The sequence below is a fragment of the Streptomyces sp. NPDC038200 genome (assembly GCF_055600785.1).
In genome coordinates this window covers 224,069-246,725 of record NZ_JBVJYH010000016.1, presented here as the reverse complement: position 1 = coordinate 246,725, position 22,657 = coordinate 224,069, and the positions used below count along the sequence as shown (strand labels likewise).

Annotated in this window: 20 protein-coding genes; 12 read left to right on the top strand and 8 right to left on the bottom strand. The window is 72.5% G+C overall.

What is annotated here, in order from left to right:
- Positions 1-242 precede the first annotated feature (242 nt).
- Both ACZ7KF_RS29205 and ACZ7KF_RS29200 read right to left on the bottom strand, forming a co-directional pair.
- Entirely contained in the window at positions 243-650 is a 408-nt protein-coding gene (locus ACZ7KF_RS29205; RefSeq protein WP_471081302.1) for an STAS domain-containing protein, read from the bottom strand.
- Between the two features lie 212 nt (positions 651-862).
- Positions 863-2,140, bottom strand: coding sequence for a SpoIIE family protein phosphatase (locus ACZ7KF_RS29200; RefSeq protein ID WP_471081299.1), 1,278 nt, complete (start codon positions 2,138-2,140; stop codon positions 863-865).
- 360 nt (positions 2,141-2,500) lie between these two features.
- On the opposite strand from ACZ7KF_RS29200, the gene ACZ7KF_RS29195 reads away from it, so the two are divergent.
- Both ACZ7KF_RS29195 and ACZ7KF_RS29190 read left to right on the top strand, forming a co-directional pair.
- Positions 2,501-2,704: a cold-shock protein gene (locus ACZ7KF_RS29195; protein WP_007502648.1), complete on the top strand. Its 204-nt coding sequence runs from the start codon at positions 2,501-2,503 to the stop codon at positions 2,702-2,704.
- Between the two features lie 83 nt (positions 2,705-2,787).
- Positions 2,788-4,335 carry a DEAD/DEAH box helicase gene (locus tag ACZ7KF_RS29190; RefSeq protein WP_471081296.1) on the top strand — a complete coding sequence of 516 codons (1,548 nt, stop codon included), beginning with the start codon at positions 2,788-2,790 and terminating at the stop codon, positions 4,333-4,335.
- A gap of 87 nt (positions 4,336-4,422) precedes the next feature.
- Here ACZ7KF_RS29190 and ACZ7KF_RS29185 read toward each other — a convergent pair whose 3' ends face one another.
- Entirely contained in the window at positions 4,423-5,457 is a 1,035-nt protein-coding gene (locus ACZ7KF_RS29185) for an alpha/beta hydrolase (RefSeq protein ID WP_471081317.1), read from the bottom strand.
- A 537-nt stretch (positions 5,458-5,994) separates the two neighbouring features.
- On the opposite strand from ACZ7KF_RS29185, the gene ACZ7KF_RS29180 reads away from it, so the two are divergent.
- From ACZ7KF_RS29180 to ACZ7KF_RS29170, 3 genes are all read left to right on the top strand, one after another.
- Positions 5,995-7,185, top strand: a complete 1,191-nt coding sequence (locus ACZ7KF_RS29180; protein WP_471081293.1) for a DUF4185 domain-containing protein — start codon at positions 5,995-5,997, stop codon at positions 7,183-7,185.
- Positions 7,186-7,264: 79 nt separating this feature from the next.
- Positions 7,265-8,305 carry an LGFP repeat-containing protein gene (locus ACZ7KF_RS29175; protein ID WP_471081289.1) on the top strand — a complete coding sequence of 347 codons (1,041 nt, stop codon included), beginning with the start codon at positions 7,265-7,267 and terminating at the stop codon, positions 8,303-8,305.
- Between the two features lie 14 nt (positions 8,306-8,319).
- Positions 8,320-9,327, top strand: coding sequence for an LGFP repeat-containing protein (locus ACZ7KF_RS29170; protein ID WP_471081286.1), 1,008 nt, complete (start codon positions 8,320-8,322; stop codon positions 9,325-9,327).
- 185 nt (positions 9,328-9,512) lie between these two features.
- On the opposite strand, the gene ACZ7KF_RS29165 is transcribed toward ACZ7KF_RS29170, so the two are convergent.
- Entirely contained in the window at positions 9,513-10,469 is a 957-nt protein-coding gene (locus tag ACZ7KF_RS29165) for an amidohydrolase family protein (RefSeq protein ID WP_471081283.1), read from the bottom strand.
- 747 nt (positions 10,470-11,216) lie between these two features.
- Here ACZ7KF_RS29165 and ACZ7KF_RS29160 point away from each other — a divergent pair.
- Positions 11,217-11,753, top strand: coding sequence for a hypothetical protein (locus ACZ7KF_RS29160; RefSeq protein WP_471081280.1), 537 nt, complete (start codon positions 11,217-11,219; stop codon positions 11,751-11,753).
- A gap of 141 nt (positions 11,754-11,894) precedes the next feature.
- Here ACZ7KF_RS29160 and ACZ7KF_RS29155 read toward each other — a convergent pair whose 3' ends face one another.
- Both ACZ7KF_RS29155 and ACZ7KF_RS29150 read right to left on the bottom strand, forming a co-directional pair.
- Entirely contained in the window at positions 11,895-12,908 is a 1,014-nt protein-coding gene (locus tag ACZ7KF_RS29155; RefSeq protein ID WP_471081277.1) for a DNA topoisomerase IB, read from the bottom strand.
- Positions 12,899-13,228: a DUF3040 domain-containing protein gene (locus tag ACZ7KF_RS29150; RefSeq protein ID WP_471081275.1), complete on the bottom strand. Its 330-nt coding sequence runs from the start codon at positions 13,226-13,228 to the stop codon at positions 12,899-12,901. The genes ACZ7KF_RS29155 and ACZ7KF_RS29150 overlap by 10 nt, the downstream gene beginning before the upstream one ends.
- Positions 13,229-13,455: 227 nt before the next feature.
- On the opposite strand from ACZ7KF_RS29150, the gene ACZ7KF_RS29145 reads away from it, so the two are divergent.
- Positions 13,456-14,928, top strand: a complete 1,473-nt coding sequence (locus ACZ7KF_RS29145; protein WP_471081272.1) for an aminotransferase class I/II-fold pyridoxal phosphate-dependent enzyme — start codon at positions 13,456-13,458, stop codon at positions 14,926-14,928.
- 171 nt (positions 14,929-15,099) lie between these two features.
- Here the strand turns inward: ACZ7KF_RS29145 and ACZ7KF_RS29140 are convergent, their stop codons facing one another.
- A complete protein-coding gene (locus ACZ7KF_RS29140; RefSeq protein ID WP_471081269.1) occupies positions 15,100-15,576 on the bottom strand; it encodes an SRPBCC family protein in 477 nt (158 codons plus the stop codon).
- Between the two features lie 191 nt (positions 15,577-15,767).
- Between ACZ7KF_RS29140 and ACZ7KF_RS29135 the strand changes: the two genes are divergently transcribed.
- The 5 genes from ACZ7KF_RS29135 to ACZ7KF_RS29115 all read left to right on the top strand — a co-directional run bounded on the left by ACZ7KF_RS29135 (position 15,768) and on the right by ACZ7KF_RS29115 (position 21,527).
- Positions 15,768-17,294: an FAD-dependent oxidoreductase gene (locus tag ACZ7KF_RS29135; RefSeq protein ID WP_471081266.1), complete on the top strand. Its 1,527-nt coding sequence runs from the start codon at positions 15,768-15,770 to the stop codon at positions 17,292-17,294.
- A 346-nt stretch (positions 17,295-17,640) separates the two neighbouring features.
- Positions 17,641-17,850, top strand: a complete 210-nt coding sequence (locus ACZ7KF_RS29130) for a ferredoxin (RefSeq protein ID WP_471081264.1) — start codon at positions 17,641-17,643, stop codon at positions 17,848-17,850.
- Positions 17,840-19,213, top strand: a complete 1,374-nt coding sequence (locus tag ACZ7KF_RS29125) for an NAD(P)/FAD-dependent oxidoreductase (RefSeq protein WP_471081261.1) — start codon at positions 17,840-17,842, stop codon at positions 19,211-19,213. The genes ACZ7KF_RS29130 and ACZ7KF_RS29125 overlap by 11 nt, the downstream gene beginning before the upstream one ends.
- Positions 19,214-19,244: 31 nt before the next feature.
- A complete protein-coding gene (locus ACZ7KF_RS29120; protein WP_471081259.1) occupies positions 19,245-20,444 on the top strand; it encodes a cytochrome P450 in 1,200 nt (399 codons plus the stop codon).
- Between the two features lie 93 nt (positions 20,445-20,537).
- Positions 20,538-21,527: an NAD-dependent epimerase/dehydratase family protein gene (locus ACZ7KF_RS29115; protein ID WP_471081256.1), complete on the top strand. Its 990-nt coding sequence runs from the start codon at positions 20,538-20,540 to the stop codon at positions 21,525-21,527.
- 20 nt (positions 21,528-21,547) lie between these two features.
- Here the strand turns inward: ACZ7KF_RS29115 and ACZ7KF_RS29110 are convergent, their stop codons facing one another.
- Positions 21,548-22,657, bottom strand: a complete 1,110-nt coding sequence (locus ACZ7KF_RS29110) for a sensor histidine kinase (RefSeq protein WP_471081253.1) — start codon at positions 22,655-22,657, stop codon at positions 21,548-21,550.

Below are 22,657 nucleotides of genomic sequence, written 5' to 3'. Positions count from 1 at the left end.
GCCACCTCCGGCACGTCCGGCACGTCCGTGATCTGCTCGACAGTCTGCACGGTCGTCGTCGCCGTCATGGGTCCCTCCCGGTCGATCGGTCTGTCTCCGCCGGCTCAACGACCGACGATGCCGCGTCTACCCCGGATCCCGGCTTCCATCCTCCGGCGCTCCACCTTTCCCGCGGCCGGGCTCGGGGCGAGCGGTCGCCCTCGGGGCCGGGCACGACGTCCTGCCGGCCGGGGCGGCCTGCCTCAGCCGTCGAGGCCTTCGGGCAGGCGCACGTAATCGGCGTTCGACGGCTTCCGCTGCGTCGCCTCGACCGGTGAGTCGTAGAACTCGTACGCGTCGCTCAAGCCGCCGTACCGGAAAACCTTGAGCATCCGGCCGGAATGGCAGGCGATGCGCATCATGCCTCCGTACCCGCGGATGCGCTTGGTGATCGCCACGACCGCGCCGAGCCCGGTCGAGTCCAGGAAGGGCACGAAACACAGATCGAGAACGAAGTACCGGTGCCCCTCCCGGAGCAGCCCGGCAACCGCCTCCCGAATCGCCGACTGGGTGTGCACGTCTATCTCGCCGTCGATCTCCAGGACGGTCCAGCCGTTCACCACGTCGTAACTCGCCGCGATGCGCTCGGTGCGGATGAGGTTCTGTCGCATGGTCGTCCCTCCTCACGCTCCCCGAGTGCCAGGAGTCCCGGGAGCGACGCGCCGCAGCGCGCCGGCCCTCAGGGCACGCATACGGAAACCGCTGCTTCCATTCAAGGGACATCGCGCCCGTCCGCAACTTCGTGTTCCCGGTCACGGAGGCGGCGGCCGTGACCGTGTGCCGGACACAGGGGCGCGGCGTCCATGGTGCCCGCACGCGGCGGTCAGAGACCGACCACGACCAGGGCGATGTCGTCCTGCGCCCCGTGCCTGACGCCCAGGCGCTCGAGCAGGGTGTCGGCCAGGTCGTCCGGGGCCCGTCCGAGGCAGTCTCGCAGGGTGTCGGTCAGGCGATGCAGCCCGGTGTCGATGTCTTCGTCGCGGCGCTCGATCAGACCGTCGGTGTACAGGACGAGGACGTCACCCGGGCGATAGGCGGCGCCGGCCTGCGGACGCGGTACATGGGTGAGCCGGGCGCCGAGAGGCGGATCGGTGGCCTGGTCGAGAGTCTGGCAGCTGCCGTCCGCGTGCATCAGGACGGGCGGCGGATGGCCCGCGCTGGAGTAGATGATCAGCCGTGACCGGGTGTCGACCAGCGCGGTGACGGCAGTGGCCGCCAGGGCGCCGTCCACGGAGCGGGCGTACAGGCCCAGCACCTCCAGCGCCTGGGCCGGGCCCGCGACGGCACGGCTGGCCGCGGACAGCGCGCTGCGCAGCATTCCCATCACCGTGGCGGCCTCCAGGCCGTGTCCGACCACGTCGCCCACGGCGACGAAGAAGCGGCCGTCGCTCAGGTCGACGGCGTCGTACCAGTCGCCGCACACGTTGAGCGAGCCGACGGCCGGCAGGTAGCGCACGGCCACATTCGAGTGCCGGGCCAGGTCGGGCGAGTGCAGCATGGCCTCCTGCAACGTGATCGCCACCTGCCGCTCCCGCGCGTGCGCCCGCCGCAGTTCCTCGTTCAACCGCTCCAGTTCCTGGGCCCGGGCGTACAGCTCCGCCTCCATACCCGTCGTCTCCGGGCGACCCGACCGGTCGACGGGGTCCGGCCGTCGCTGCCGGCGCGCGCGCACGAAGCCGGTCACGTCCTCGACCCGGTGGATGATCCAGGCGACCTTGCCGTCCGAGCCGAACACCGGGGTGTTGACCGGCGACCACCAGCGTTCCTCGAAGGTCCCGGGCTGCCCGGCGACAGGGATGTCGTACCGCTGGACAGCCATGGTGTCCGGATTCCCCGTGGTCAGCACCCGCGTCAGGGAGGCCGACAGGTTCTGCACCCCGTCGGCGCCCTCGTCGGCGGGGTTGTCGGGGAAGGCGTCGAAAAGGTATTGCCCGAGCAGTTCCTGACCGGTTCGCCCGGTTACCCGGCAGTAGGCCGCATTGACGCCGACGATGGTCAGAGCAGAGCTGATCACCAGGTAGGGGCTGGGAATGGCCGCGAACAGCGCGGCGTAATCGACCTCGTCGCCGACCGGCTGCTCACCGAAGCGCGTGGCACCCACGCATCCAATGTACGGGAGGCGTCGAAGGGGGAGCTCGGAAACAGAACGGAGGAGAGCCGGCCTTTCCCTCGCTCGCGTACGGCCGGGGTCCTTCGGCCGTACGCGGCGGGCCGCCGCCCCCGTGCCGTACGTCCCGGCGCATCCCTCGCCCCTCCGCCCCGACCCGGGCCGCCGGAGTCCGGTGCAGGTCGAGCCGCGTCCTGGATCACCACGGGCCTGCGAACTGTGCTACCGTCGTCGCGTTGCAGTTGTGGTACCCATGAACCCATGTGCGCCTGACGGGAATGTTTATCCTATCGGCGCATTATTGTTTTACCGGCGTCTCCGGATGGGGCCTCTGCCTAACAGAAGGAGAAGGTCATGGCACAGGGAACCGTCAAGTGGTTCAACTCGGAAAAGGGTTTCGGCTTCATCGAGCAGGACGGCGGCGGCCCGGACGTCTTCGCCCACTACTCGAACATCGCCACCCAGGGCTTCCGTGAGCTCCAGGAGGGCCAGCGGGTCTCCTTCGACGTCACGCAGGGCCAGAAGGGCCCGCAGGCGGAGAACATCGTCCCCGCCTGATCGCCGGACGCGTATCCACTCACCGGGGTTCGCACCATAACGGTGCGGACCTCGGTTTGTGCTGTTTCCAGGAAGGCAGATTCATGTCCCGCAGGCCCCGCAAGCCGACCCGGCGTACCTCCTCGCCCCGACCGCCCGCGCCGGCGCCGAGAGAGTTCCGGCTGCCGACGAGCACCACACCCGCACTTCCCGCTGTCGAGCGCTTCGCCGATCTGGACATGCCCGCGGAACTGCTGAAGACCCTCACCGCGCAGGGTGTGGAAACCCCCTTCCCCATCCAGGCGGCCACCCTGCCCAACTCGCTGGCCGGCCGTGACCTGCTGGGACGGGGACGCACCGGTTCCGGCAAGACCCTCGCGTTCGGGCTCGCGCTGCTGGCCCGCACGGCCGGACGGCGTGCGGAGCCCAAGGCGCCCCTCGCCCTCGTGCTGGTGCCCACCCGTGAACTCGCGCAGCAGGTGACGGACGCGCTCGCCCCGTACGCGGCGGCGGTGAGCCTCCGGCTGGCCACCGTGGTCGGCGGGCTGTCCATCACCAAGCAGGCCGGTGCGCTCCGGCGCGGCACCGACGTGGTCGTGGCGACCCCCGGCCGGCTCAACGACCTCGTGGAACGCGGGGACTGCGTGCTCGACCAGGTACGGATCACCGTGCTGGACGAGGCCGACCAGATGACCGACATGGGCTTCCTGCCGCAGATCACCAAGCTGATCCAGCAGGTACGGCCCGACGGGCAGCGCCTGCTCTTCTCGGCCACCCTGGACCGCAACATCGACCGCCTGGTGCAGCAGTTCCTGACCGACCCCGTGGTGCACTCCGTGGATCCCTCCGCGGGAGCGGTGACCACCATGGAGCACCACGTGCTCCACGTCCAGGACGAGACCGACAAGAGCGCCGTCACCACGCGTATCGCGGCCCGCGACGGCCGCGTCATCCTCTTCCTCGACACCAAGAGGTCCGCCGACCGGCTCGCCAAGCGGCTCCTGGCCGTCGGCGTCCGTGCGGCGGCGCTGCACGGAGGCCGCTCCCAGCCCCAGCGGAACCGCACCCTGGAACAGTTCAAGAACGGACATGTCACCGCGCTGGTGGCGACGAACGTCGCGGCCCGGGGCATACACGTCGACGACCTCGACCTCGTCGTCAACGTCGATCCGCCCACCGACCACAAGGACTACCTCCACCGGGGCGGACGCACGGCCCGCGCCGGCGGCTCCGGAAGCGTGGTCACGCTGGTTCTGCCCACCCAGAAGCGGGACATCACCCGCCTCATGTCGGACGCCGGCATCCGCCCCCGGACGGCCCGCGTGACGTCGACCGACGCCGAACTGGCCACCATCACCGGCGCCCGCGAGCCCTCCGGCGTGCCCGTCACCATCGACGTGCCCCAGCCGGCCGCACCGACGGCGTCCCGGCCCGACCGGAAGACCGGCACCCAGCCCGGTCGGCGATCCGGCCGCCGGCGCCGGAACGACGGCCCCGACAAGGCGGCGACCGGTGCTGCCCCCAGGAGGGGGAACCGGGGTTCCGACCGCCGGGCGGGACTCGGCGGAGCCGCGAGCGGTGACGCCGGAGCGGGTGGCCGCAACTCCGAACGCCAGTCCACCGCGCGCAAGGGCCGGCTGCATCCTCGGTGAGCGGGGGGCGGCGGCGTGGCGGCGGCGCTGCCCGGCGGATGTGCCCCGCCGCCAGGAGCGCCGCCCGCCGCCGGCGGTTCCGGACGGTCAGGAGGCGAAGGCCCGCTCCAGCCTGGGAATCAGGTCCCGGAGATCCTGTTCCCAACAGCCGGCGTTGTGGCCGCCGTTGCACTGGGTACCCCAGGCGGAACCGTCGCCGTAGTCGACGTAGTGGTAGGACATGCCCAGAGCGTCCATGCTGTCCTTGACGTGCCGGGCGGCGCCTTCGAGCCAGAACTCCGGTTCGACGGGTGAGCCGGCGCCGTTGCCCACATAGAGGGAGACCCCCACACCGGCCAGTTTGTCCATGTGCGCCGCCGGGTCGACCTCGTTCCACCGCCAGTCGGCGTTGAACACGGGGTAGGGCGAGCCGAACAGGGCGTCGCTGTCCACGCCGGGTTGGTAGGGGGAGTTGTCGGGGTCGCAGGCTCCGGACGACGAACCGCAGATCGCGCCCAACGCGTCGGTGACGGAGGCGACGACGGCCAGCCGCAGGTCCATGGACCTGGCCGACAGGTCGATGTCTCCGGACAGGGATGCGGTCTGGCTGAACAGATCCGGACGGACCTGGGCGTAGTGGAGGGCGCCGAACCCGCCCATGGAGACGCCGGCGACGGCCCTGGCCTTCTTGGTGGGGAGGGTCCGCAGGTTCGCGTCGATGAACGGGATCACCTGCTTGAGGTGGAAGTTCTCCCAGTTCTGGGCCCCGAGCCGCGTCCTCTGGTCGAGCCAGTTGGCGTACCAGCCCCGGGCGCCGCCGTCCGGAATGACGGTGATCATCGAGTCCGACATGGTCAGCGCCGGGTAGGTCTGCCGGACCGGGTCGTCGGGCGAACCGTGCAGAAAGTACAGCACCGGGTAGCGTCTGTCCGGATTGTCGTAGTAGCCGCTCGGCAGAATGATCTTGATGTGGTGCTTGCCCGTGACCTCGGGCGTGGTCACGGTGAGGGTGAAGTCGGTGGGCCCGCCCGCGGCCGCGTCGACCTGGGTCAGGCCGAATCCGTTCGCCATGGGTGGCGGCGCGGTGCGGTCGGCGGCCTGTGCCGGACCGGCCGGCACGATCATGGCCACGGCGGCGACCATCCATGTGGCCATCAGCCGCAACCCGTTGGTGGTTCCTCTCACGTGTGCCCCCTCCTGAGTCTCTTCGTCGTACGGCGCGAGATGTACCGGGAAGCGATGGAATCCCGGTGAAGGAGCAGGCCGGAGGCAGCGCGTCGGCCCGCTTCCCCTGATGCACCCGGCGTGCGCGTGCGGTAGTCGTCCAGTTCCGTGCCGGGCCGCGCCGCGGCAGGCCGGGGCGGAGATGTCGTTCACGCCCGTCCCGGCCACGTGCCTGTTGTACCTCGCTCTGCGTCTCCTCCCCGCCATCGAGTCGCGCCGAATCCGGGCTGTGAACGGGGATTTCATCATCCTTTCAACACCCCTCCCCAGGATGGGCAGGCCGCTGCGGAGCACCCGGGACCGTTCCCGGAGCCGTGGCGCAGCGAGCGCCGCGTGATGCCCCGGAAGACGACCCGAGCGTGAGGAGACGCGGACCATCCGGCGGGGCGTTCGCGGACCGACATCCCCCACCCGAAACCGCGTTGGCCGCGGTGAGCCGACCCTGGAGGGCCGATCATGTCCGATCCCGCACACCCCGACCGTCACTCGCTCACCCGCAGATCGCTCCTGAGGGCCGGCGCGGTCGCCGCCCTGGGCGCCGGCGCACTGGGCAGCTCGATCGCCGCCGCTCCCCGGGCCGCAGCGGCCCAGCGCGGTACGCCCCTGTGCGAGCAGCCCGGCGACTCGGCGCGCTCGCAGGGGCTGGGGTCGGGGGATCTCGCCATCCCCTACCACCGGGAGCACGACAACACCTGGGGCTACGTCTTCGGCGACTCCTTCTCCGAACCGGCGCTGGGCGGGGACTACCTCGGCTCCCCGGTCATGCTGAACCAGGCCGCCTTCGACGCCTCCGGCACGACACCGATCTCGTTCACCTGGGCCATGCCCACGGGAGGCGCGGCCGGGCAGCTCTTCGACTACCGGCACAACGCCGACAACGGGCACGGTTTCGAGGTCAGCCGCATCCCGAACGACTGCATCGAGTTCGGCGGCCGCACCTACATCCAGTACACCTCCGTGGAGGTCTGGCAGCCGCCGGCGGGCTACGACGGCTCACGGATGTCCGGCGTCGCCTACTCCGACGACCACGGCGTGACCTGGCAGGACTACCCCTACCACTGGGCGGGTGACACCCAGGGGGTGAACCAGTCCATGTACGGGATGTGGTCGTTCGCGGGCATCGACCCCGACGGCTGGCTGTACATCTTCTCCAAACGCTGGAACGGCAGCCACCGCAACACCGGTGACGGCGGGGCGATCCAGCTGTTCCGCATCCGGCCGGAGGAGTTCCGCGCGGGCAACTTCGGCGCCCAGGAGAACTGGGCCTACCTCGACGGCAGCTGGCAGTGGACCCGGGCGGTCCAGCCTTCGGTCATCCTCTCCGGGAACAACATCGGAGAGTTCTCGGTGAAGCGCATCGGCGGCACGTACTGCATGAGCTACTTCGACGTCACCGACTACTCGATCTGCACCCGCACCGCGCCCCGGCCCGATGCCGTGTGGAGCGCGCCGAAACCGCAGATCGTCGGCGACGCCGCCTGGCCGCCGAACCACTGGGGCAAGCCGCAACTCCCCTTCCTCTACGGCGGATACATCCACCCGGGCAGCGCCGGCCCCACCTCCCTGACCTTGATCGTGTCGCAGTGGAACGGGCAGCCCCACCAGTCGCCGTACCGGGTGCTGCAGTACGACGGCATCAACCCGTAACCCGCGTTCCGCACCACCTTGCGCCACACCCCGTCCTATACCGCCACATGCCGGCTGATCCCCGGCACAGGAGGAACAGATGAGAGGCGTCGGATCACGACGTGCGAGACCCGGCGGCGCGGCCCTGCTCGTCCTCATGGTCCTGACCGCGCTGAGCGGCAGCCCGGCGAGCGCCCGGACCGTGAAGCCCCCGAAGGGCATCCCCGGCCCCCTGAACCACACCGCCCCCGCCACGCTGTACTGCTACGTCCCCGAGGAGCGGGACATCGCGGTCACCCGCAAGGTCTACGAGGTCGGCCAGCGCATGAACGTGTCCGGGAAGGTCATGCTCGCCGGGTTCGAGACGGGCTGGGTCGAGTCCCGGATGAACAACCTGTCGTGCGGGGACCGGGACTCGCTCGGCGTCTTCCAGCAGCGCCCCTCGCAGGGCTGGGGCTCGCCCGAACAGGTCACGGACGTCGACTACGCGGCGGGGAAGTTCTTCGAGGTGGCTCTGCAGATGGAGCCCGGCATGGAGGGCAGCACCGCCGGGCAGCTCGCCCAGGCCGTCCAGCGCTCCGCGTACCCGGAGCGGTACGACCAGGCGGAGGACGTCGCCCGGGCACTGGAGGACGAGGCGTTCCAGCCCTACGGCACGATCGGGGCGGCGTACGACGGCATGGGCGGTCCGGGCAGCGTGCTCGGCCGGCCGGTCCGGGCCGAGGAGGCAGCCTCGCTGGACGGGCGGTTCCAGCTCTTCGAGCACGGGATCATCCTGTGGCACCCGGATGTGGCCCACGCCGTCTACGGCGACATCCTCAACACCTTCTGGGCGACGGACGCGGAACGACGCTGGGGCTTCCCCACCATGGACGAGGCCGACGCCTCACCCGCCCCCGACGGCACCCGCGGACGCTACCAGTTCTTCGAACGAGGACTCTTCCTGTGGTCCCCCGCCACCGGCACCCACGTCGTACACGACGCCATCTACGACGCCTTCCACGCCGCAGGACACGAAAGCGCCCTCGGCTACCCCACCACCGACGAAACCGACGAAGCCGACGGAGGCCGAGCACAACGCTTCCAGAAAGCCACCATCCACTGGCACCCGGACAAGGGCACCTGGATCACCGCCGACTGAACAGGAGAGCTGCCTTGAGGTTTCTTCACCGCACGGTGCGTCGCCTGGCGGCTCTGGCGCTGGTGACGCTCGCGGCCACCCTCTGCGCCACACCGTCCGCGAGCGCGGCAGGCCCCGACGAACCGATCGGGCGGGGCGAAGCGATGGACCGCGCCTGGTCGTGGATCGACGAACAGGTGCCGTACGGTCAGAGCGGCTGTCACGACAACCGGTTCGGCTGCTATCGCCCCGACTGCTCGGGCTATGTGTCCATGGCCTGGCATCTGAGCAGTTCCCTCACCACCTGGGGCCTGTGGGACGTCACGTCCGGCATCCCGGCCGACGACCTCCAGTCCGGTGACGCCCTGCTGCGGGACTCGGGCGGCATCGACCACGTGGCCCTGTTCGTCCGCTGGGCGGACGCGGCCCACACCCGGCCGGTGGTCCGCGAGGAGTACGACTTCGGGCATGTGGCCGAGGAACGGGAGTGGCCCGACGGGCTCCGCGGGTTCTCGCCCCGCCGCTACGACAACCTGGACGACCTCGTGCCGTACGGCAGCATCGCGGTCAAGTACGACAGCATGGGCGGTCCGGGCAGCGTCCTCGGCCGGCCGGTGCGGGGCGAACGCGACGCCTCGCTGGACGGGCGGTTCCAGCAGTTCGAGCACGGGATCATCCTGTGGCACCCGGATGCGGCCCACGCGGTCTACGGCGACATCCTCAACACCTTCTGGGCGACGGACGCGGAACGACGCTGGGGCTTCCCCACCATGGACGAGGCCGACGCCTCACCCGCCCCCGACGGCACCCGCGGACGCTACCAGTTCTTCGAACGAGGACTCTTCCTGTGGTCCCCCGCCACCGGCACCCACGTCGTACACGACGCCATCTACGACGCCTTCCACGCCGCAGGACACGAAAGCGCCCTCGGCTACCCCACCACCGACGAAACCGACGAAGCCGACGGAGGCCGAGCACAACGCTTCCAGAAAGCCACCATCCACTGGCACCCGGACAAGGGCACCTGGATCACCGTCGACTGACACGGCGACGGCAGCCCGGTAGCCCTTGCCGGCAGGCTCCGCGACCGACCCCGTTCCGGCTCCGGTGCCGGGACGGGGCCGGTCGCGGAGCCATGCCGGCGTCTCGGCCCAGAAGGCGGCCGTGCACGCGTCCGCCCGCTATCTGGACGGTGGGCGGCGACAGACGGTGCACGCCCGTGCGGCGGTCATCGCGCGTCCGCGGCGAACAGGCGACGCGCGTTGCGGGTGGTGAGGTCCCGCCAGGTGTCGGTGGCGGACGGCTGCACCGCGGAGTCGACGGAGTCCACCTGGGCGAGCACCAGGTCACCGGGCGTCCAGCAGGAGTCACTGCCGTAGAGGAGTCGCTCGGTGCCGAACGCCGCGTCCAGCGCCGGGATCTGGCGCGGGAAAGGGGTTCCGGCCATGTCGTACCAGAGGCGTCCGAGTTGCTCCACGGCGCCGGGCGCGTCCGCGGGCCCGGCGCCGAACTGGCGGAAGAGTTCCAAGCGGTCCACGAGCAGCGGCAGTACTCCGCCTCCGTGGGTCAGCACCCAGCGGATCCGCCGGTGCCGGGCGAGGACGCCGGCGAAGAGGAGGTCGCTCACGCTGCGGGCGGTGTCGAAGAGGAACTCCAGCATCGGCCGCGGCCTGCCGAGGGCGAGGTCGGCGGCGTGGGGCGGCGAGGTGGGGTGGACGAGGACGACGGCGCCGCGCCGGTCGAGGTCCTGCCACAGCGGTTCGAGCCGGGGGTCGCCGAGGTAGAGGCCGTGGTGGTTGGTCTCCACCGTCACTCCGTCCGCGCCGAGGACGTCGAGTGCGTGGGCGGCCTCGGCGAGCGCGCCCTCGATGTCGGGCAGGGGCAGGGAGGCGAAGAGGCCGAAGCGCTGCGGATGCCCGGCGCGGACGCGGGCGCCGAACTCGTTGACCTCTCGGGCAAGGGCGCGGGCCTCGGTGTCGTCCCCGAAGTGCACCCCCGGTGAGGACACCGACAGGTAGGACTTCTCGATCCCCGAGCGCTTCATCAGGTCGAGATGCCCGTCGACGCTCCAGGTGGGCCAGCCGGGCATCCCGTCCGGATGGTCGATACCGGCCGACCGGGCGGCGGCCACATAGCTGTCGGTGACGAAATGGGCGTGTACGTCGACGAGTCCGGTCGAGGTCATGCGGGTCTCCTCCGAGCTTCGGGGCACGGTTCCTGCTTGTGTCACCGTAGGAAGCAGGCCCGTACACCGGCATGAGCGATTCCGATGAACGGAACGGCGAGAGGGCGAGGCGATGTCCGACGACGGCGCCCCGGTGAGACGGGAGGCAGACCTGCCGAGGGGCAACCGGTGATCGACCGGGCGTTCACCCTGCTCGGCCCCTTCGACGGTGACCATCGCGCGCAGACGCTCGCCGAGCTGGCCCGGCGAAGCGGCACCCCCGACGCGCGGCGGCCCGAGCGATCTCCCGTCGGCTCGCCGAGGAGGGCGGCCGGACCATTCCGCTCACCGGCGGGGACGCACGGTGACGGTCGTCCGGCGGGTGCCGCGCCGTCCGACGGTGACCGGGGTGCGCACGGGGTCGTGCCGGATCACCGGTCGGCGGGGCTGGCCGGGCCGGTGGTCGGATGTCCCACCGGTCGAAGGACCGGGTGGGCCCATGACGTGCGAGGAGTACGGCCGGCCGGGGGAGGGAATCGGCTGCCGGCCCCTGCCAGCCCTCTGATCCGTGAGGTCCTGACCCACGATCCCGGAGGGGGACGCCGAAAGGTGACGCCGGCCGAGCGGGGGCGTGGGGCGCCGGTGGCCGCGGAGCGTGCTGCCGGGCAGGGCACCCACGCGGTGCGCGCCGCCCGGCGGGGGTACTCGCTGCGGGAAGCGGCGGGGTCCGGTCCCGTCGCCCCGGTGAACGGACGAAGGCGACACGCGATGAACGAACGACGACGCTCCGGCACGCTCCGGTCCGAGGACACGCGCGGCGCCGACCTGGCCCTGCTGGGCATCTACCTCAACGATCATCTGGCCGGCGCCACCGCCGGCACCGAGCGGATCCGCCATCTGGTGCGCTCGGTCCGCGGCTCGGCGCTCGCCGAGGCCCTCGCCCCGGTGAGCGCCGAGATCGCCCAGGACCGCGAGGCTCTGCTGGGCATCATGCGCGACCTCGGCGTGCCGGTACGCCGCTACAAGGTCTGCGCGGGCTGGACGGCCGAGAAGCTGGCCCGGCTGAAGGGCAACGGCCGCCTGGTGCGGCGTTCTCCGCTCAGCACCTTCCTGGAGCTGGAGGCGCTGCGGATCGCGGTGGAGGGCAAGACGGCCGGGTGGGAGACGCTGCGCGGTCTCACCCGGGCGGAGAAGCGTCTGGACGCCCGGCAACTCGACTCGCTCCTCGAACGGGCCCGCCGGCAGCAGGAGACCGTGGAGGAATGGCGCTCCCGCGAGGCCGGGACAGCGTTGCGGAAGGGCTGAGAGAGGCCGGCGCCGCCGGGACCGGCTGCCGCGCGGCCGGGACCGGCCCGATCCGCGGCATGCCGGTGCGCGGCACCGGTGGGCGCGGCACCTGGTCCCTGGTGATGCCGTACGCCGCGCGTGTCGGCCGCCGGTGGCCCGCTACGCGAGGAACCGCAGGACCGCCTCCTCGACCACGCCCTGCGTGGCCGGGCAGCCGGGCGCGGCGCCGGCTCCCAGGGAGCCGAGGGCCGGGGCGATGGTGCGGCCTTCCTCGTAGAGCTCGATGAGGCGCGGGTTGATGTACGACGCCCGGCAGACGGCCGGGGTGTTGCCCAGGTAGTCGGCCACTTCCCGGACGGCCCGGCGCACCGCGCGTGTGCGGGCGGTGTCGGAGTCTTCGGCCACCGGCGCGGAGACGGCGAGCGCGACGGCCGCCAGTACGGTGGCGTGCCAGGTCCGGAAGTCCTTCGCCGTGAGATCGGTGCCCGCGCCGTCGCGCAGGTAGTCGTTGAGATCGGCGGCGTGCACGTCGTGCCAGTCCCGGCCCTCCCGGTAGGCGAAGAGCCGCGGCCGGCCGTCGTGCCGGCGCAGCAGCGCACGGGTGGCGCGGGAGACCGGTTCGTCGACGAGGGTCCGCGTCACCTCCTTGGAGTTCTTCCCGGAGTAGGTGAAGCGGACCTGGTCCCGGCGGCAGGACACATGCTCCCGCAGCAGCGTGGTCAGGCCGTAGGTGTCGTTGTCCTTGGTGTAGGCGTCGTTCCCGATCCGGAAGAAGCCCAGGTCCAGCAGCCGGGCCGCGCAGCCGAGGACGCGTTCGCGGCACAGGCCGCGCAGGGCGAGGTCCTCGGTCACGCGCTGCCGCAGCCGTGGGAGGGTCGCGGCGACCTCCAGCACATGGTCGTGCTTGGCCGTCTCCTGCTGCTCGCGGAACCGTTGGTGGTACAGGTACTGACGGCGTCCCGCCGCGTCGGTGCCGGTCGCCTGGATGTGGCCGTTGGGCTCGGGGCAGATCCATACGTCCGTCCAGGCCGGGGGGATGACCAGCGCTCTCAGCCGCTCGCGCTCCGCCGGGTCGGTGAGGGGACGGCCGGTGGTGTCCAGGTAGCGGAATCCGCGACCACAGCGCTGCCGGGTGTATCCGGGGGCGTGGGGATCGCTCGTCCTCAGGCGCATCGCCGGTCCCGGCCGGAGGGGCCGCCGCCCCGGCGGGCGCGGCGCAGCAGCCGCCCGCCCAGCAGCAGCGTCAGCGGCCACACCACCGCGAAACCCCAGAGCATCGTGGGGTCCGAGGTGCGTATCCCCATGACCGCCAGCAATACCGAGGCCGTGGCCAGCACGGCGACGGTCAGTCGCAGCCACATCCCGGTGGGTCGTCCGCTCATCCGGCGGGCGAACCGGCGGTCGCGGCGCAGCTGCGTCTCGATCCGCGACAGGGCGAGGCGCTCCTGCGGCGAGAGCCGGGCGTCTTTGGAGGAATCGGCGCTCTCGGCCACGGTGACGGCACCTCCTGGGGCGTGACAGCACTAGGGGCACCGGTGAACGGCCGGGGCGCGCCGCGGGCGGTGCCGACAGCCGAGTGCCCTCGATACAGCCGCTGATACCGCCCGGGGCCGTACGGTCCTGTTCCCGTCGTCCGGCGCGCCGCGAAGGACGCGGCGAACGACGGCGCGACCGGCCCCGGCGCGGGCATGCGGACAGCGGTGGGGGGAACCCCCGGGCCATGGATCACAACCACGACGAGGCACCCGTGCTGGACGCCCTGGCCCGCTATCACCGGACCGACGAACTGGGTTTTTCCCCTCCGGGGCACAAGCGGGCCCGCGGTGCGGATCCACGGGCGCGGGCGGTGCTCGGGGACGCCGTGTACCTCGGTGACGTACTGGCCGACGGCGGGCTGGACGACCGGCTCTGTCGAGGGCGGGTGCTGGAGCGGGCGGAGCGGCTGATGGCCGACGCCGTGCACGCGGAGCGGACGTACTTCTCCACGTGCGGCAGTTCCCTGTCGGTCAAGGCCGCCATGCTGGCCGTGACCCGCCCCGGCGGACGCCTGGTCGTCGGCCGGGACGCCCACAAGTCCGTGATCGCCGGGCTCATCCTGTCCGGCGTCGAGCCGGTCTGGGTGGAACCGCAGTGGGACTCCGAGCGTCACCTCGCCCACGCCCCCTCGGCGGCCGCCTACGACAAGGCGTTCGCCGAGCACCCCGAGGCGGACGGCGCCCTCGTCACCAGCCCGACCCCGTACGGCAGCGCGGCCGGCCTGCGGAGCATCGCCGAGATCTGCCACCGCCGGGGCAAACCCCTGATCGTCGACGAGGCGTGGGGAGCGCACCTGCCGTTCCACGACGAGCTGCCGTCCTGGGCGATGGACGCCGGCGCCGACGTCTGCGTGACCAGCATCCACAAGATGGGCAGTGGCCTGGAACAGGGTTCCGTCTTCCATCTCCAGGGCGACCTCGTCGACCCCGCCGAACTCGCCTCCCGTGCCGACCTCCTCGGCACGACGAGCCCCAACGTCCTGCTGTACGCGGGCATCGACGCCTGGCGTCGGCAGATGGTCCAGCACGGGCACGGCCTCATGGACCACGCGCTGAGGCTGGCCGAGCGCACCCGGGCCGCGATCGAGGGGATCGACGGCATCCACGTCAACGACGCGCACGACTTCTGCGGGCCCGGCCGCGCCGCCGAGTTCGATCCCCTGCCGGTCGTCATGGACATCGGTGCGCTGGGGGTCACCGGCTACCGGGCCGCCGACTGGCTGCGCGCGCACCACCACGTCGACATGCATCTCTTCGACCACCGGCGGATCAGCGCCCAGCTCACCCACGCCGACGACGACCACAGCACCGGCCGGTTGCTCACCGCCCTGCGCGATCTCGCCGGCCACGCCGGTGAACTGCGGGACGCGCCGCGCGTCGACGTGCCGTCCCCGGCCGAGCTGCGGGTGGAGCAGGCCCTGCTGCCCCGTGACGCCTACTTCGGCCGTCACCAAGACGTACCCGTGCACAGTGCCGCGGGCCGGACGGCCGGCGAGATGATCACGCCCTATCCGCCGGGTATTCCGGCCGTCCTGCCGGGGGAACGCCTCACCGAGCCCGTCCTGCGCTACCTGACCACCGGTGTCGCGGCGGGCATGAACCTGCCCGACGCGGCCGACGGGCGGCTGGCCACGATCCGGGTGGTGGTGGAGGAGTGACGCACCGGCGGCGGCCGGCTGACGGACCGGTGAGCCGCCGTACCGGAAGACTCACTCCGGAAGATCCGCGTCACGATGTCGGGCCGGTCCGCCCGGAGCGACGCCCCACGGTCGCGGGCTTCCGCGACCGTGGGGCGCGTGGGCGTGCCGAGCGCATGCCCCCGCGTCTCGTCACAGGGTCGAGCCGGGGTCTCCGGGCCGGATACGGCCGCGCCAGCCACCGCGCTCGCCGCCGCCGCGCTCGATGTAGTCCTTGAAGCGGTGCAGGTCTCCCTTCACCCGCCGGTCGATCATGCCCAGGGCGTCCGCGCCCTTCTCGGCGAGGCCGGTGGGCTCGACGTCCAGCGTGAGTTCCACGCGGGTGTGGGTGTCGTCGATCCGCTCGAACCGCACCGATCCGCGCTGGTGGGTGTCTCCCGCGATGGACCGCCAGGTGATCCGGTCGTCCGCGAGCTGGTCGACGATCTCCGTGTCGAACTCGCGCCGCACCCCGCCGATGCTGGTGGTCCAGTGGTTGTGCCGGTCGTCGAGCTGCCGGACCTCCTCGACGCCTTCCATGAAGTTGGGGAACTCCTCGAACTGCGTCCACGTGCCGTACGCCACGGTGAGCGGAACTTCGACGTCGACGGCTTCCTTGACCGTACCCATAGGTCCCTCCTTGTCAGCTCGTGCCAGGGCCGGGCGTACCGGCCTCCGGCGCGCGTGCGGGGCATCGAGTACCCGCCTGCGCGAGGAAAAGACCTTGTCCCGCCCACTGAAACCCGCCGGTCGGGAGCAGGCACCGCGGCCTTCGGCCCCGGTGGTGCGTGTCACGTCGGCACGGCGGGAACTCGGCGGCCATGGACGCTGAGCGAGGAATCCGAGGATCGTACTGGCTCCAGACCGCGCCGCCCGGCGACCCCGCTCCCCCGCCCGCCGGGGACATCACCGTCGATGTCGCGGTGATCGGCGGCGGGATCGCGGGGCTCAGCACCGCCTGGGAGCTGGTCCGGCGGGGCCGCGAGGTGGCTGTGCTGGAGGCCGACCGGATCGCGGCCGGGGTCACCGGCCACACGACGGCCAAGCTGACCGCCCTGCACACCCTGGTGTACGACCATCTCCGCCGCACCCGCGGCCCCGAGGGCGCGCGCCTGTACGCGCGCTCGCAGACGGCCGCGATCCGCCGCGCCGCCGAGATCGTCACCGACCTCGGTGTCGACTGCGACTGGGAGGAGGCGGCCGCCTGCACGTACGCCGAGAACCCCCAGGGCGTCGCGCAGCTGCGGGCGGAGGCCGAGGCGGCGCGCGAGGCGGGTCTGCCGGCCGAGTTCGTCACCGGGACGGATCTGCCCTTCCCGGTCGCCGGTGCGGTCCGGGTGACCGGTCAGGCGCAGTTCCATCCCCGCAAGTACCTGCTCGCGCTGGCGGACGACCTGCGCCGTCGCGGGGGCGCCGTGTACGAGGGGACGCGTGTCACCGGCCTCACCGAGGGCGAACCCTGCGTCCTGTCGACCGACGCGGGGGTGTCGGTGCGGGCCCGGGAGGTCGTGATCGCCACGCACTACCCGATCTTCGACCGGGCGCTGCTCTTCACCCGGCTCTCGCCGCGCCGCGAGCTGGTCGTGGCGGGGACCCTCGACGCGGACCGGGCGCCGCGCGACATGTACATCACCACCGAGCAGAACACCCGGTCCGTCCGCAGCGCCCCGTACGGCGACGGCAAACGGCTGCTGATCGCCACCGGGGAGCACTTCACCCCCGGCACCGCCGACGTCGAGGAGCGGTTCGCCCGGCTGACCGCGTGGGCCGACAACCGTTTCCCGGGCCTGACGTTCACCCATCGGTGGGCCACCCAGGACAACGACTCCACCGACTCGGTGCCTCTCGTGGGGCCGTTCCACCCCGGCAGCCGCCACACGTACGTGGCCACCGGTTTCGGTGGCTGGGGCCTGAGCGGGGGCATCATGGCGGGCCGGCTGATCAGCGACCTGGTCGCGGGCGAGACGGTCGAGTGGGCAGGCCTGTACGATCCGCGCCGACTGGCCTCCGTGGTCCGCGAAGGGATGTCGTTCCTCAAGCACCAGGGCCAGGTGGCGCGGCACTTCGTCGGCGACCGGCTGCCCTCGGCCACGGCATCCTCGCCCGACGACCTCGCCCCGGGAGACGGTGCCGTCATGCGTCTGGGCGGGCATCAGTGCGCCGTCCACCGCGACGACAGCGGCCGGCTCCAGGCGGTCTCGGCCCGCTGCACCCATCTCGGCTGCGTGGTGGCCTTCAACCGTGCGGAGCAGGCGTGGGAGTGCCCGTGCCACGGCTCTCGCTTCGCCCCGGACGGCCGCATCCTGCAGGGCCCCGCCGTTCGGCCGCTGGAGGAACGCGACCTCTGAGCACGCGGGCCGGGAAGCCGCGTGGTCCGGCTGCCCCCCGTCGCGTCCCCGTTCCCGGCCCGCCGCTTCCGGACGCGCCCCCTTCTCACCCCCGCCGCCGCTGCCGTCCGTTCGCGGCACGGTGTCGACGCTCACCGTCAACGCCCGGTGAAAACCGCGCGGTTCGGGCGGACCGGGGACACGTCCGGGGAGTACCGGGCGCCGCCGCGCCGTTGCCCGCCCTGGTCCGGCCGTCGCGGTCCGCCGGGCACCGGCCGCGTCGCGGTCCGCACGGCTTCGCGTGGCGGGCCGTCGTACCGCTGTCCATGATGGAACGAAAGGCGTCGATGCGAGGAGAGCGGTGACCATGCAGATCGTCGTGGACCTCACGCGCTGCCAGGGCTATGCGCAGTGCGTGTTCCTCGCGCCGGACGTGTTCCAACTGCATGGACAGGAGGGGCTGTTGTACGCCCCGTCGGTGCCCGAGGACCAGGTGCAGCGGGTGCGCCAGGCCGTGGCCGCCTGCCCGGTCCAGGCCATTCTCGCCGGTGAGGCGGTGGCGGCCGATGGCGGGTGAACCGCGGGACGGCCGCATCGTCGTCGTCGGCGCGTCCCTCGCCGGGCTGAGGGCCGCGGAGACGCTGCGCGAGGAGGGCTTCACCGGATCGCTGACCGTGGTCGGCGACGAACCCCACCCGCCCTACGACCGGCCGCCGCTGTCCAAGCAGGTGCTGATCGGCGATGTGCCGGCGGACTCCACGGCGCTGCCCACCCGCCGGGACCCGGACGCCGACTGGCGGCTGGGCGTGGCCGCCACCGGCCTGGACCTGCTGGAGAGACGGGTGCTGCTGGCCGATGGCGAGTCACTGCCGTACGACCGGGTGCTGATCGCCACCGGGACCCGGGCGCGCCCCTGGCCCGACGCGCGGGAAGCCGCCCTGGACGGGGTGTTCACGCTGCGCACCCGGGACGACGCCTCGGGGCTGGCCGAGCGGCTGAACGCCGGGCCGGGGCGGGTGCTGGTGATCGGCGCGGGTTTCACCGGTTCGGAGATCGCCTCGGCCTGCCGGGAGCGAGGACTGGACGTCACCGTCGCCGAACGCGGCCCCGCGCCCCTGGTGGGCGCCCTCGGCGGGACGCTGTCGCAGCTCGCGGCCGTCATGCACCGCGGGCACGGCGTGGACCTGCGCTGCGGGGTGACGGTCACCGCGCTGCTCGGTGACGGGAACGAGCGGTTCGTCGGTGCGGACCTGTCCGACGGCACCCGGGTCGAGGCGGACGTGTGCGTGGTGGCGCTGGGAGCGGTCCGCAACGTCGAGTGGCTGGCGGAGTCGGGGCTGGCGGCGGGGGCGCGCGGAATCGCCTGCGACGCGGGGTGCCGGGCCTTCAACATGTACGGCATCGTCACCGACGACGTGTTCGTGGCCGGTGACGTCTCCCGGTTCCCGCACCCGCTGTTCGGGTACCAGATGCTGTCGCTGGAGCACTGGGGCAACGCGGTCGCCCAGGCCGAGGTGGCGGCCCACAACATGATCAATCCCGGTCCGTTGCAGCGGCCGCACCTCGCCGTGCCGACGTTCTGGTCGACCCAGTTCGGACTCAACATCAAGTCGGTGGGCGTGCCCACCTACTCCGACCATGTCGTCATCGCCCAGGGCTCCCTGGAGGCACGCCGGCTGGCGGTGGTCTACGGCTACCGGGGGCGGGTCACCGCCGCGGTCACCGTCGACATGGCCAAGTCGCTCGACTACTACCGGCACCTGATCGAGACCGCGGCTCCGTTCCCGCCCCCGCCCGGCGCGGCGGACCGTGCGATCGCGGCCGACGTGCCGATTCCGTCCGACGTGCCGGACCCGAAGGGACTCTCCCACGAGCCCGTCGTCGCGCTCACCGGCCACCTGCCCGATCGCCGGCTGATGGTGGTGCAGCCGCCCCGCTGACCCGCGTCACCGTCCGACCCGAGGAGTCACCATGGCCTCCGACACCTTGCTGGCACGGATCACCGACTACGCGAACCGCCCCGACCCGTACCCGCTCTACGCGGAGCTGCGCGAGGCCGGGCCCGTGGTGTGGCAGGCGGACGGCAGTTGTCTGGTCGGGGGCTACCATCACATCGCCGCGCTGCTGCACGACCCCCGGCTGAGCGCCGACGAGCGCTCGCTGTGCACCTGGTCGGCGTCCGAGCACCACAAGGACCCGTCGTTCCTGCGGCTCGACGACCCCGAGCACCACCGGCTGCGCACCCTGGCCATGCGGCCGTTCGGCCCCCCGCACAGCCCCGACCGGGTCGACTCCATGCGCGGGGAGATCGCCCGGATCACCGGGGAGCTGCTGGACGCGCTTCCCACGGACCGGCCGGTCGACATCGTCGACGACTTCGCCTACCCGCTGCCGGTCACGGTGATCTGCCGGCTGCTCGGCGTGCCGCGCGAGGACGAGCCGCTGTTCCGGGGCTGGTCCGACGCCCTGGTCGCGGCGGCCGACGTACGGCCGGGCGAGGACACCGCCGAGGCGGACCGGGCGGGCCGGGAAGCCGGGAGCGAGATGCGGCAGTACCTGCTGGAGCTCGCCCGACAGCGTCGCGGCAACCCGGCCGACGACATGCTCTCCGCCTTCGTCGCCGAACCGGATCCGTCGCTGCGGCTCACCGACGACGAACTCGGGGTGACCGCGTCGCTGCTGCTCATCGCCGGCCACGAGACCACCGTCAACCTGATCACCAACGGGGTGCTGACCCTGCTGCGCGAGCCCGAGCACATCGAGCGGCTGAACCGCGAGCCCGATCTGCTGCCGCTCGCGGTGGAGGAACTGCTGCGCTACGAGCCCCCGGTGCACATGCGTGAGCGGGCGCCCCTGGTCGACGTGGAGATCGCCGGCACCACGATCCCCCAGGGCACCTCCGTCTTCCTGGTGCTGGCCTCGGGCAGCCGCGACCCCCGGGCGTTCCGGGACCCGGACCGGTTCGACCCCGCCCGCACCGACAACGAGCATTTCGGCTTCGGCGGCGGTATCCACCTGTGCTACGGCGCACCGCTCGCCCGGATCGAGGCCGAGACGGCGCTCCGCGCGCTGCTCCCCCGGCTGGGCACGGCCCGCCTGGCCGAGGAGTCTCCTCCGTACCGGCAGAACGCCATGCTGCGCGGGCCCCGCCATCTGTCCGTCCGGCTGTGAGGCCGCCCGGCCGGTGCCCCGTGCCCCTTACGGAGTCGTGACGTACGGGCGCGGCCCCCTGGCCCGCCGGCGTCGCGGGCCTAGCGTGGGTCCATGCGTGTACTGGTCACCGGCGGTGCCGGGTTCATCGGCTCTCATGTCGTCGAGGCGCTGACGGCGCGCGGGCACGAGGCGATCGTGTTCGACGTGCGCGCGGATCCCGCCGCCGACGTGCGCGATCCCGCGGCGGTCGGGCAGGCCCTGGCAGGCGTGGACGCCGTGTGCCACCAGGCCGCCATGGTCGGGCTCGGGAAGGGCTTCGAGGACGCGGCGGAGTACGTCTCCCGCAACGACCTGGGCACCGCCGTCCTGCTCTCCGGCATGGCCGAGGCGGGCGTACGGCGCCTCGTGCTGGCCGGTTCGATGGTGGTGTACGGGGAGGGACGCTACACCTGCCCGCGCGACGGAGTCGTCCGGCCGGGGCCGCGGGCCGTCGCCGATCTGGACGCGGGGCGGTTCGAGCCGAGGTGCCCGGTGTGCGGCGCGGAACTCGCTCCCGGGCTGGTCGGCGAGGACGCGCCGGCCGATCCGCGCAATGTGTACGCCACGACGAAGCTGGCGCAGGAGCACCTGGCCGCCGCCTGGGCCCGCTCGGTCGGCGGGTCGGCCGTGTCGCTGCGCTACCACAACGTGTACGGGCCCCGGATGCCCCGCGACACCCCCTACGCCGGCGTCGCCTCCTTCTTCCGCTCCGCGCTGGCCCGGGGGGAGGCGCCCCGCGTGTTCGAGGACGGGCGCCAGCGGCGGGACTTCGTGCAGGTGCGGGACGTGGCCGCGGCCAACGCCGTGGCGCTGGAGGCGGGGTCCGCTCCGGGCGTGCTCACCGTCTACAACACCGGCAGCGGCGAGCCGCACACCGTCGGCGAGATGGCCCGCGCGCTGGCCGACGCCCACGGCGGGCCCGCGCCCGTCGTCACCGCGGAGTACCGGCTCGGGGACGTACGGCACATCACGGCCGACTCCTCGCGGCTGCGGGCCGAGCTGGGCTGGAAGCCGGAGGTCGGCTTCGCCGAGGGCATGCGGGAGTTCGCGGCCGCCGGGTGAGCCCGGCGGCGCGGTCCGGGCTACGGGGCGGGGGGCAGCGTGACCTCGAAGCGGCAGCCGCCGGGGATGTTGCGTACGGTGGCGCGGCCCTGGTGGGCCTCGACGATCCCGCGCACGATGGCGAGGCCCAGGCCCGCCCCGGCCGGCGGGGTGCGGGCGTGGGTGCCGCGCCAGCCGGTGTCGAAGACGCGGGACAGGTCCTCCTCGGGGATGCCGCCGCAGCCGTCCGTCACGGAGAGCACGACCCCGTCGGGCGAGCGCTCGGCGGCGACGGCGACCGTGCCGTCGGCGGGGGTCCGGCGGATCGCGTTGACCAGCAGGTTGCCCAGGACGCGGCTCATCTCCTTGGCGTCGACCTCCACCGGCACCGGCTCCACCCGGTCGCCGACCAGCCGGACGCCGTGGGCGCGGGCGAGCGGATCGGCTCCGGCCAGGGCGTCGCCGACGAGGTCGTAGAGCGAGATCCGGGACGGGGTCAGCGGGAGGGTGCCGGCGTGGATGCGGGAGAGTTCGAAGAGATCGCCGACCATGTCGTTGAGCCGCTCCACCTCGGTGCGGATCTGCTTCAGATAGCGGTCGGGGTCGGCGGCGACGCCGTCCTCCAGGGCCTCCGCCATGGCGCGCAGACCGGCGAGCGGGGTGCGCAGGTCGTGGGAGATCCAGGCGACGAGTTCCCGGCGTGAGGTCTCCAGCAGGCGTTCCCGCTCCCGGGACGCGGTGAGCTTCGCGCTGGTCGCGGCCAACTCGCGGCTCACCTCGGCCAGTTCGGCGGTGGCCGGGGCCGCGGGGGCGGCGAAGTCGCCGGCCTCGCCGAAGGAGCGGGCCGCCAGGGCGAGTTCGCGGCTGCGGGCGACGACCCAGCGGCCCAGTATCGACGCGGTCGCCAGGGAGACCACGGCCGCCATCGCGACGACCGTCGTCACCACCGTCAGGTCGTGCGGGGACAGGAACATCGCCCACGCGACCGCGAGGGTGCCCGCGAGCACGCCGCCCACGCCGACCGCCGCGACCACGGCGAGGGACGCGGTCAGCGAGCGGCGCCGCAGCAGCCGCAGCGCGACGGCTCCCGCCAGGCCCGTGAAGGCGGCCCCGGCGAAGGCGTACAGGGCGATGAGCAGGGTGTCGCGCAT

Excerpts from the sequence above, each read along its gene's own strand:
- ACZ7KF_RS29205 (WP_471081302.1), bottom strand. The coding sequence starts at position 650 with ATGCGACAGAACCTCATCCGCACCGAGCGCATCGCGGCGAGTTACGAC.
- ACZ7KF_RS29195 (WP_007502648.1), top strand. The coding sequence starts at position 2,501 with ATGGCACAGGGAACCGTCAAGTGGTTCAACTCGGAAAAGGGTTTCGGC.
- ACZ7KF_RS29190 (WP_471081296.1), top strand. The coding sequence starts at position 2,788 with ATGTCCCGCAGGCCCCGCAAGCCGACCCGGCGTACCTCCTCGCCCCGA.
- ACZ7KF_RS29185 (WP_471081317.1), bottom strand. The coding sequence starts at position 5,457 with ATGGTCGCCGCCGTGGCCATGATCGTGCCGGCCGGTCCGGCACAGGCC.
- ACZ7KF_RS29180 (WP_471081293.1), top strand. The coding sequence starts at position 5,995 with ATGTCCGATCCCGCACACCCCGACCGTCACTCGCTCACCCGCAGATCG.
- ACZ7KF_RS29175 (WP_471081289.1), top strand. The coding sequence starts at position 7,265 with ATGAGAGGCGTCGGATCACGACGTGCGAGACCCGGCGGCGCGGCCCTG.
- ACZ7KF_RS29165 (WP_471081283.1), bottom strand. The coding sequence starts at position 10,469 with ATGACCTCGACCGGACTCGTCGACGTACACGCCCATTTCGTCACCGAC.
- ACZ7KF_RS29160 (WP_471081280.1), top strand. The coding sequence starts at position 11,217 with ATGAACGAACGACGACGCTCCGGCACGCTCCGGTCCGAGGACACGCGC.
- ACZ7KF_RS29155 (WP_471081277.1), bottom strand. The coding sequence starts at position 12,908 with ATGCGCCTGAGGACGAGCGATCCCCACGCCCCCGGATACACCCGGCAG.
- ACZ7KF_RS29145 (WP_471081272.1), top strand. The coding sequence starts at position 13,456 with ATGGATCACAACCACGACGAGGCACCCGTGCTGGACGCCCTGGCCCGC.
- ACZ7KF_RS29140 (WP_471081269.1), bottom strand. The coding sequence starts at position 15,576 with ATGGGTACGGTCAAGGAAGCCGTCGACGTCGAAGTTCCGCTCACCGTG.
- ACZ7KF_RS29135 (WP_471081266.1), top strand. The coding sequence starts at position 15,768 with ATGGACGCTGAGCGAGGAATCCGAGGATCGTACTGGCTCCAGACCGCG.
- ACZ7KF_RS29130 (WP_471081264.1), top strand. The coding sequence starts at position 17,641 with ATGCAGATCGTCGTGGACCTCACGCGCTGCCAGGGCTATGCGCAGTGC.
- ACZ7KF_RS29125 (WP_471081261.1), top strand. The coding sequence starts at position 17,840 with ATGGCGGGTGAACCGCGGGACGGCCGCATCGTCGTCGTCGGCGCGTCC.
- ACZ7KF_RS29120 (WP_471081259.1), top strand. The coding sequence starts at position 19,245 with ATGGCCTCCGACACCTTGCTGGCACGGATCACCGACTACGCGAACCGC.
- ACZ7KF_RS29115 (WP_471081256.1), top strand. The coding sequence starts at position 20,538 with ATGCGTGTACTGGTCACCGGCGGTGCCGGGTTCATCGGCTCTCATGTC.
- ACZ7KF_RS29110 (WP_471081253.1), bottom strand. The coding sequence starts at position 22,657 with ATGCGCGACACCCTGCTCATCGCCCTGTACGCCTTCGCCGGGGCCGCC.